The sequence below is a fragment of the Phytoactinopolyspora endophytica genome (assembly GCF_004138495.1).
In the GTDB taxonomy this organism is placed as follows: Bacteria; Actinomycetota; Actinomycetes; order Jiangellales; family Jiangellaceae; genus Phytoactinopolyspora; species Phytoactinopolyspora endophytica.
On the sequence record NZ_ML142861.1, the window covers coordinates 205679 to 207125 of the forward strand.

Annotated in this window: 1 protein-coding gene; it reads left to right on the plus strand. The window is 70.4% G+C overall.

Going from position 1 to position 1447, the window contains the following annotated elements; translation table 11 throughout:
• Positions 1-1393, plus strand: a 1393-nt coding sequence (locus tag ELR45_RS23250) for an L-lactate permease (protein WP_205857102.1), incomplete at its 5' end; no start/stop codon positions are given.
• Positions 1394-1447: the final 54 nt, after the last annotated feature.

Consider the following 1447-nt stretch of genomic DNA (forward strand, 5'->3'; position numbering starts at 1 on the left):
GGCCCACGCCGCCGGGATGGACCGGCTCGGCGAGACGTTCGCGCGTTTCCTTCCCAGGCGGACGGATCGGTTGCTGCTGCTGGCATGGATCTTCCCGAGCTTCGTCCAAGGCGTGGCGGGATTCGGAACTCCGATCGCGGTCTGCGCACCGCTGCTGCTCATGCTCGGATACGACAAGGTCCGCGCCGTGGTGCTCCCGCTGGTGGGCTACCACTGGTCGGTGACGTTCGGGTCGATGGGCTCGTCGTTCTACATGGCATCGCTGACCGCCGGATTCGGCGGTTCCTCGCAGGACACGCTGGCATTCGCGGCAGCCACCATGCTCGCGGTCAGCGCCGTCGTCGCCGGGCTGCTGGTGCTGCTGATCGACAACGGGCTCCGCGGACTGCGCCAAGGGTGGGTCCTACTGATCATCGCGGGGCCGGCTATGGGCGGCACACTCGTCATCGCGGCGACGGCCGTACCGGCGATCGCGTCCCTGGCCGCCGGGACCGCCGGTCTTCTCACGCTCACCGCGAAACGTCTCGTCGAGGCGAGAGTGGCACGACGGACAGGCCGGCCCCCCGGCGGGGAGGACGCGTCGGACAGCGACGACGAGCTCGCGTCGTCCCCCGACGGAGCACTCGCACCAGATCCGGCGGCAGACACCATGCAGGCGCGACCGGTCACTGTGCTCGCCCCATACGGCTTCCTGCTCCTCGTCGTGCTGCCGGTCTTCCTCATCCCGCCTTCCCGCGACTTCGTCAGAGAACGGTTCGAGCTGGCGCCGTCCTTCGGGCGCACCGCCACCGACCGCGGATGGGTCAACGAGCCGGTCGACCAGTACCTGCCCATCCCGCTGCTCGGCCACCCCGGGTTCTACATCCTGCTGGCGTGCGTGCTCGGGTGGATCACGTACCGGCTTGTCGGGCTATGGCGCGGCGTCGACAGCAAGCGCGTGGCGCGCTCATGGCTGTCCGCCGTGGCAGGCTCCGCCCCGACGACGCTGCTGCTCGGCGCCCTGGCCATGGTGCTCGTCGACAGCGGCATGGTCACCACACTCGCGGACGGGATCGCCGACGCCGCCGGATCGGCATATCCCGCGCTCTCTCCTGTGGTCGGCGCGATCGGCTCGTTCATGACCGGCTCCAGCACCTCGTCCAACGCCCTGTTCGCGGCTCTTCAGGCCGAAGTCGCCGGCCGGGTGGACGTCGATCCCGAGCTTCTGGTGGCGGCCCAGGCCACCGGCGCCAACGTCGGTAACAGCATCGCGCCGGTCATCGTCCTGATCGGAGCGACGGCGGTGGGGGCGCTGGACCGGGTGGGGGACATCACGCGGCGTGCGCTGCTGCCGATGGCGGTCCTGCTCGTCGTCGCCATCGGTGGCGTCCTCGTCCGCGGCAGCCTCCTGTGACCAGCCCGGCGACGGCTACGAGATCCGCATCCGTTCGCCGAGCGGCGCGTCGCA